The organism is Leptolyngbya cf. ectocarpi LEGE 11479 (assembly GCF_015207065.1).
Lineage (GTDB): Bacteria > Cyanobacteriota > Cyanobacteriia > Phormidesmidales > Phormidesmidaceae > Leptothoe > Leptothoe ectocarpi.
The window spans coordinates 1-7,253 of record NZ_JADEXP010000326.1 but is presented as its reverse complement, the minus strand read 5'-3'; the positions used below and the strand labels follow the sequence as shown (position 1 = coordinate 7,253).

6 protein-coding genes are annotated in these 7,253 nt (G+C 49.7%); 2 read left to right on the top strand and 4 right to left on the bottom strand.

What is annotated here, in order from left to right:
* Window positions 1–243: 243 nt before the first annotated feature.
* Together IQ260_RS24535 and IQ260_RS24530 are read right to left on the bottom strand one after the other, a co-directional pair.
* Complete coding sequence (locus IQ260_RS24535; protein WP_193995706.1) at window positions 244–429, bottom strand: DUF4278 domain-containing protein; 186 nt, start codon at window positions 427–429, stop codon at window positions 244–246.
* A 298-nt stretch (window positions 430–727) separates the two neighbouring features.
* A complete protein-coding gene (locus tag IQ260_RS24530) occupies window positions 728–2,800 on the bottom strand; it encodes a S9 family peptidase (protein ID WP_193995705.1) in 2,073 nt (690 codons plus the stop codon).
* 145 nt (window positions 2,801–2,945) lie between these two features.
* Between IQ260_RS24530 and IQ260_RS24525 the strand changes: the two genes are divergently transcribed.
* Window positions 2,946–4,394 (top strand): FAD-binding domain-containing protein, encoded by a 1,449-nt coding sequence (locus IQ260_RS24525; protein WP_193995704.1) that lies wholly within the window; start codon window positions 2,946–2,948, stop codon window positions 4,392–4,394.
* A gap of 32 nt (window positions 4,395–4,426) precedes the next feature.
* Here the strand turns inward: IQ260_RS24525 and IQ260_RS24520 are convergent, their stop codons facing one another.
* Window positions 4,427–5,182, bottom strand: coding sequence for an LmeA family phospholipid-binding protein (locus IQ260_RS24520; RefSeq protein WP_193995703.1), 756 nt, complete (start codon window positions 5,180–5,182; stop codon window positions 4,427–4,429).
* A 327-nt stretch (window positions 5,183–5,509) separates the two neighbouring features.
* Here IQ260_RS24520 and IQ260_RS24515 point away from each other — a divergent pair, with 327 nt between their 5' ends.
* Entirely contained in the window at window positions 5,510–6,559 is a 1,050-nt protein-coding gene (locus IQ260_RS24515) for an aromatic ring-hydroxylating oxygenase subunit alpha (protein ID WP_193995702.1), read from the top strand.
* A 90-nt stretch (window positions 6,560–6,649) separates the two neighbouring features.
* On the opposite strand, the gene IQ260_RS24510 is transcribed toward IQ260_RS24515, so the two are convergent.
* The coding region (locus IQ260_RS24510; RefSeq protein WP_193995701.1) for a M23 family metallopeptidase at window positions 6,650–7,253 on the bottom strand (604 nt) is incomplete at its 5' end.

Sequence of the window (7,253 nt, the reverse complement as noted above, 5' to 3'; positions counted from 1 at the left end):
TCTTTTCCATGGCCTCCTACAAACGTCGCAAACTCAATCAGCATCTGATTGACAGGTTTATTCGAAACTTAGACTTAGACGAGACTTTGATTAAATCACATCCCAACTTTCCAAGTCTTTGTGACTACGGGGTTCTAGTCTCCTAATTCTGTCCGGAGTATTGAGATAAGAACTCACAATCTGAGGACTTATCGATAACTAACTCAAGGACATGCTCATTAGGCCCTTGTTGGACAATGCTGTTTAGACATCTTGGTTATACTTCACGCCGCGATAGGTGAGCTGTACACGCTGATGGGGGTGCTCAGCAATCTTAAAGGCTTTGCGCTTTAGGGGGGCACCGCGATAGGTGCCGATCTTCTCAGTGTCAGTGACTTGAACATCTTCGAAGTGCGCTTCGTAGTTGGCGCCAAGAAAGGATAGTTTCATGTCGATTTCTCCAAATGTGTAGATGCCATGACAGAAAACCTTAGCAATGATGATCCTTGGCTAAACTTTCTGCTGAAAACATCAAAACTGTGTAATTAGCTACAGTTTATATATTATTGGCGTGCATTAACGCTAAGTTAGCAAAGCTTAAAGTGTGATTTAAGCTTTGCTTAATAGTTGATATAAGGGGTAGGGATTTTACAGGCTCCAAAGTTTGTGGCCGCAGAGGCGTTCCATGGAACGCCTGTACGCCAAAAAATAGAGCCTTATTGAATCTTTATTCCCTAGCCATGATTGCCTAGGGAGCGGTCGATGCTAAGCCCAGACTGTCGAGCATAAAGGCGTATTCAAAGGCGGTTTCTTCGAGCCAGCCGTAGCGACCGGAGGCGCCGCCGTGGCCTGCGTCCATGTTGGTTTTGAGCAGCAGGCGATTCTGGTCGGTTTTGAGGTCCCGCAGCTTAGCGGTCCACTTGGCGGGTTCCCAGTAGGAGACGCGTGGGTCGTTGAGGCCGCCGGTCACTAACAGGTCGGGGTAGGCCTGGGTGGTGACGTTGTCGTAGGGGGAGTAGGACTTCATGTAGTCGTAGTACTCTTTTTCGTTGGGGTTGCCCCATTCGTCCCATTCCATTACCGATAGGGGCAGGCCAGGGTCCAAGATAGTGGTGACCACATCGACAAAGGGAACGGCTGCGATCGCAACTCTAAACAGCTCAGGCCGCATATTCAATACAGCCCCCATCAGCAGTCCGCCAGCACTCCCCCCCATAATGGCCAGCCGATCTGGGCAGGTCCATTGGTGCTCGATTAGATACTCGGAACAGGCAATAAAGTCCGTAAACGTATTCTTTTTATAGAGAAACTTACCATCTTCATACCAGGGACGCCCCATCTCGCCGCCGCCCCGAATATGGGCAATGGCAAATACTACACCGCGATCTAACAGCGATAGTCGACTAGAGGAAAAGTAAGCGGACATGCTGGCACCATAGGAGCCATAGCCGTAGAGCAAAAGCGGATTTTGGGCGTCGGGCTGAATATCTTTTTTGTACACCAGCGAAATGGGAACTTGCGTCCCATCGGCAGCGGTAGCCATCAGCCACTCGCTCTTATACTGGGTGCGATCGTATCCCCCTAGTACCGGGGTTTCTTTTTTTAGCTCGCGCTCGTGGGTATCCATGTCATAGTCAAACACCGACGATGGGGTAATCAACGACGTGTAGGTAAACCGCAGAGTTTTGTTGTCAAACTCTGGCATCGCCCCGGACCAGACCGAGTAGGTAGATTCTGGAAACGCTAGGGCAGTTTCCTCTCCCGTGGAGAGTTTTTGGAGACGAATGGTGGGCAGTCCGCCTTGGCGTTCGAAAATCACTAAGTGATCAAGAAATACGCTCACTCCCGTTAGCTGCACATCGGTGCGATGGGGAATGACGGTCTGCCAGTTCTCTTTGGCGAAAGACTTAACCGGTGTCACCATCAGCTTAGAATTGATGGCGTCTTCATTAGTGACAATATAAAACCGGTCAGGATCGTTGTCGTTACCCGGATGGTGAGAGATAGAATATTCCACACCGTACTGGCGGGGACAGAAAATCTCAAACGGTCCATCTGGATTGTTGGCATCCAGAATACGGATTTCTGTGGTGACTTTGCTGTTGATAGAAATCAGTAAATAGGCGTCGCTGCGAGTGCCGCCTAAGGAGACATAAAAGGCTTCGTCAGTCTCTTCATATATCAGCTGGTCTTGAGCCGGGTCGTCTCCCAGACGATGTTTCCACACCTGGTAAGGGCGGTGGGCCTCATCTAACCGGGTGTAAAAGGTGGTGCGGTTGTCGTTGGCCCAGATCACTTCGCTAATATCTTCAATCTCTTCTGGAAACAGCTTGCCTGTGGCGAGATCTTTAAAGATTAAGGTGCAGCGTTCTGAACCATCAGTGTCAATGGCGTAGGCCAGCAGCTGATGGTTGAGACTGATTTCATAGTCTCCTAAGGCAAAAAACTCATGCCCCTCTGCCAGTTTGTTCTCATCGAGCAAAATCTCTTCGGGAGCGTCTAGACTGCCCTGTTTTCGGCACAAAATACGATAGGCTTTACCTTCTTCAGTGCGGCTGTAGTAAAAGTAATCGCCGTCTTTTGTGGGCACCGACAGATCTGTTTCCTGAATACGGCCCAGCATTTCGTCATACAGCGCTTTTTTAAAATCTTTGGTGTGGGCGGTCTGGGCTTCGGCGTAGTCATTTTCGGCGTTGAGGTAGTCCAGAGTGTCGGGGGAGTTGCGATCGCACAGCCAATAATAATTATCAACGCGAACATCCCCATGGGTCTCCAGGGATTTTGGCTGTTTTTTAGCGATGGGTGGTCCAGACGTACTCAAAACCGTTAACTCCTTTTTAGATACCTTCTGTGCGCCTTTATAGAATACTGAGCCAGCGCGTGGGCGACCAATCGCAGCAGGTGTAGAATACCGCCCAAGAATACGGATATACTAGATTTCCCGACTCCTCCCGACTCAAAATTCTATGGCTGATCTCATCCTGTTTTGGCACCGCCGCGATCTACGCATTAGCGATAATCTGGGCCTTGCCGCCGCTCGGGAACGTAGCCCTAAAGTGTTGGGGGTTTTCTGCTTAGACCCGGCTATTCTAGAGGCAGGGGATGTGGCCCCCGCTCGGGTAACCTATATGATTGGCTGCCTGACCGAGCTACAAGAGCGTTACAAACAGGCCGGTAGCGAGCTATTAATTCTCAAGGGCAACCCCATCCAGGCAATACCCAAAATTGCGGCTGCGTTGAGTGCCACTGCGGTGTATTGGAACCGGGATGTAGAACCCTATTCTCGACAGCGCGATACTGCCGTGGCAGAGGCCCTCCGAGAGAGAGGGATTGAAATGCGCACTAAAACATGGGACCAGTTACTCCATGCTCCCGGGGATGTCCTGACAGGTTCGGATACCCCCTACAGCGTCTATGGTCCGTTCTGGCGAAACTGGTATCAGCAGACCAAGGCGGAACCCGTTGATACATTGGCTAACCTGACTGGACTCAGTCCTACCGAAAATTCTCAGGCCGATGATGCTGGCGTTATTGAACTCCCCTCGACCAAAGCGTTAGGCTTTGAGTGGGATCACCCCCTGCTAGTAAATCCTGGGGAAACGGCTGCTCAAGAGTTGCTGACCGAGTTTTGTCGAGAAGATCGGGCGATTGCCGAATACGACGAGCAGCGAAATATTCCGTCTGTGGCCGGTACCTCTATGCTCAGCGCCGCCCTTAAGTTTGGCGCTATCGGTATTCGTACTGTGTGGACTGCCGCCGATGCCGCCTATGGTCGCTGCCGCAGTGATGAGACTCGCAATAATATCAAAACCTGGATGCAGGAGCTGGCCTGGCGAGAGTTTTACCAGCATGTGATGTACTTTTTTCCAGAGCTGGCTGATGGTCCCTATCGTGCCGCCTGGAAAGATTTTCCCTGGGACAACGATGAAGAAAAGTTTGCCGCCTGGTGTGAGGGCCGCACGGGATATCCCATCGTCGATGCGGCCATGCGACAGCTCAATGAAACGGGATGGATGCACAATCGCTGTCGAATGATTGTGGCTAGCTTCCTGACTAAGGATTTAATTATCGACTGGCGCTGGGGTGAGAAGTATTTTATGCAAAAACTGATTGATGGCGATCTCAGTGCCAACAACGGTGGCTGGCAATGGAGTGCCTCCAGCGGTATGGATCCTAAACCCTTAAGAATTTTCAACCCGGCGAGTCAGGCCAAAAAGTTTGATGCTGATGCCGAATATATTCGCCAATGGGTGCCCGAGATTCGTCATGTGGACACAGGTACACTGATCACTGGAAAACTCTCCCCTCTAGATTTAGAAGGAACTGGCTATAGTGCGCCTATAGTCGATCATAAGAAACAACAGGCCCTCTTCAAAGAGCTTTACAAAGAGCAAAAAGCAAAATTGGCTCCATAGGGGGTAGTCAAAAGCACCCGTATAGAATTTTTCTACTTCTTTCTTTTTGGAAACTGCTTGATGTTAGCGGTGCCGTAAAACACTAGCTCCTGATCTCGGAGGCGCAAGCGATCCACTCGTAGTTGAGTGCCTTGCAGAGCAAATTGATCTAAGTCCAGTAGAGAATTTACGTGGTCAACAATAGCTTTGCCGAGTTCGGTAGCGTTGTCATCACCGCTGTAGGTAACGTCTACAAACTGGATTTTGCGCCGGTCTTGGACCTCTAAACGAGCGGTTAATTCGACATCCAGTGTGGGAGCCCAATCGCCAGCCTTAACCTTGGTTTTTATCTGGCAGGTTTTGTCCTGACCTAGGGTAAATATAGTGTCTTGAAAGTGAAGCTTTTTGCCGTCGATTTCCAGCTGCTCTAGCTTATCGACCACAAAATCGGTATTGAACGATTTGGTCAAGTCTTCCTCAGTCAGGACCACTCGCATAGATGCCTGGGTGGGCTGACGTAGATTGATCTGCCCTTTAAAAATAGCGCCAAAATCAAGGGATATGGCCTGTAGATACAGCTCCATGGACTGAATCCGGAGACCGTTGTACATGAGCATGCTGGTGCCCATAAAGTCAAAGCCGTCCACACTACCCTGTAACAGCTTAGCTACGGGTTCAGCTCGCACGGTTGCATCTAGCTTGCCCGTACGCTTAAACAGTGCGGCAATAGCAGTGGTCACCGCTTTGCTAACGACTTGGTCACCGCTCTGCCCTGGAAATGGTAAGTTGCCTAGCACGAAGGATGTCATTCCTGATCAGTAAGCGATTTCGATCCGCGACAGCCGAAACCAAACGTATGTGGTCAGACCTATTATGTACTTATTTTAAGAAATGTAACCAGGGGGTAACGATTTAGTTCCCTTATGAATGTAATAGAAAGGCTAAAGGGATTGTAGTGCAGGTTGCCGTCTACAGATTAGAACAGGCCTTCTAAATAAAGGCTAGGGGCGGTATAGATAAATCTATGGAATGGTCGGAAAACCGTTAAAACGGTAACACTCAAGACGTTACTAGTCAGCCACTATGGTATTTCAAAGGATTCTTTATATATAGAATTTTAGCGGATTGAGGTAGCTATGGTGGCAACTGGGGCAAACCAATCGGTGGAACGTTATCCACGGGGCTGTACGTTTTCGAAGGGGGACTGGGATGCGATCGCACCCTTCTGGTTTCCCATTGCCTTTAGTCACCAAGTCACCGATAGCCCGGTTGCAGCCACCTTACTCGACCAGCGCTTGGTCCTCTGGCGCACCAGCCAAGGCGTTTCCGTCGCCAACGATATCTGTCTCCATCGCGGTGTGCCCATGAGCATGGGGCATCTTAAAAACGACCAGCTGATCTGCAAGTATCACGGCTTTCACTACGATGCCAGCGGCGCCTGCACCCTGATCCCCGCCAATCCCCAGGCCAGCATTTCCCGACGGCTGTGTCTCAAAACCTACCCGGTACGCGAAGCCTTTGGCCTGGTGTGGACTAAGCTCACCGGGGATGGTAGCGATGCGAATTTACCCCACCTGCCGGAATGGGATAGCCCTAACTATCAGCCGATTTTGCCTGAGAGTATTGATATCAACGCCGCCGTCGGTCGTCAGATGGAAGGCTTTCTCGACGTGGCCCACTTTGCCTGGGTTCACCACGAAGCCTTTGCCGATCGTGATAACCCGGTCGTGCCCCCCTATACAGTCACACCGACAGCCCAGGGGCTGCGCGCCGAATATACGAGTAATGTCAGTAACTTTCCGAAGGAATTACAACATCGAGCCCCAGCAGATTTTCAATGGCTGCGCGTCTTTGATGTCTTTCTGCCCTTTGCGGCCATTTTACGGGTGCATTTTCCCGAAGGCGGTCGTCTTTGCATCTTGAACGCACCGTCCCCCATATCGGCGCGCAAAACTCGATTATTTTCCCCACTGTGCCGTAATTTTGACCAAGACCAGCCCTTAGAACCGGTTTATGAATTTAATCGACAGATTTTTTCTGAAGATCAAGAAGTGGTAGAAGCCCAGTATCCAGAAGATTTACCCCTGGATTTGCGCACCGAATATCACATTCCGGCAGATAAAACCTCCATCGCCTATCGAAAAGGATTAGCAGAGCTAGGTTTGAGCAAAGCCTACACGGCCTAGGAGTATGATATTTTCGCGATACTTTGCGGACTAATCACCCATGCCCCACGCCTTTTCTATAAAACTTAGAATCAACATAAGGCAAGAGATTTAGAATACCTGAGCCTCATAGCTCCCTTGCTCAACCAGACCATTCGTATGCACTCTGGTATTACGAAAAGTGATTGGCAGTGAGTCACAATCCTGGCATTCAAGCACTTCAAAATGAAGATGGGGTTCTGTGCTGTCTCCTGTGTCTCCACTTGAACCAATAATCTCTCCTTGAGAAACACCACGACCCACTTCGACCAACACACCATTTTGTGTTAGGTGAAAGTAGCCTGCAACTGTAGCATCGCGATGCTGAACAAGAACAAAATTTTCTTGACCTGACGTTCGGTTACCATCGGCAAAACGTTCTTCAACAGCCAGTACGACTCCCGCCCTTGATGCGATTATTTCTGTACCAATAGGCATGTCAAAGTCATAGGCATACTTCTGGTCTTGACTATGGGAGCCATCAGTACAGTTACCTTGCCCAACAACAAAGCTAAGCCCTACAGGATAAGGCAAAATATAGGCAGACCTGCTTTGTTCAGGATAGCCCCCGCTACAGCCCTCAGATGAACGACCACCATCGACGAAACTACAGCCAATCAGTATTCCACATAGTACAAATGTTATAAAAACCAAATTGGGTGATTTTTTCATATCC

Coding starts and splice junctions, on each gene's coding strand:
- IQ260_RS24535 (WP_193995706.1), bottom strand. CDS start 429: ATGAAACTATCCTTTCTTGGCGCCAACTACGAAGCGCACTTCGAAGAT.
- IQ260_RS24525 (WP_193995704.1), top strand. CDS start 2,946: ATGGCTGATCTCATCCTGTTTTGGCACCGCCGCGATCTACGCATTAGC.
- IQ260_RS24520 (WP_193995703.1), bottom strand. CDS start 5,182: ATGACATCCTTCGTGCTAGGCAACTTACCATTTCCAGGGCAGAGCGGT.
- IQ260_RS24515 (WP_193995702.1), top strand. CDS start 5,510: ATGGTGGCAACTGGGGCAAACCAATCGGTGGAACGTTATCCACGGGGC.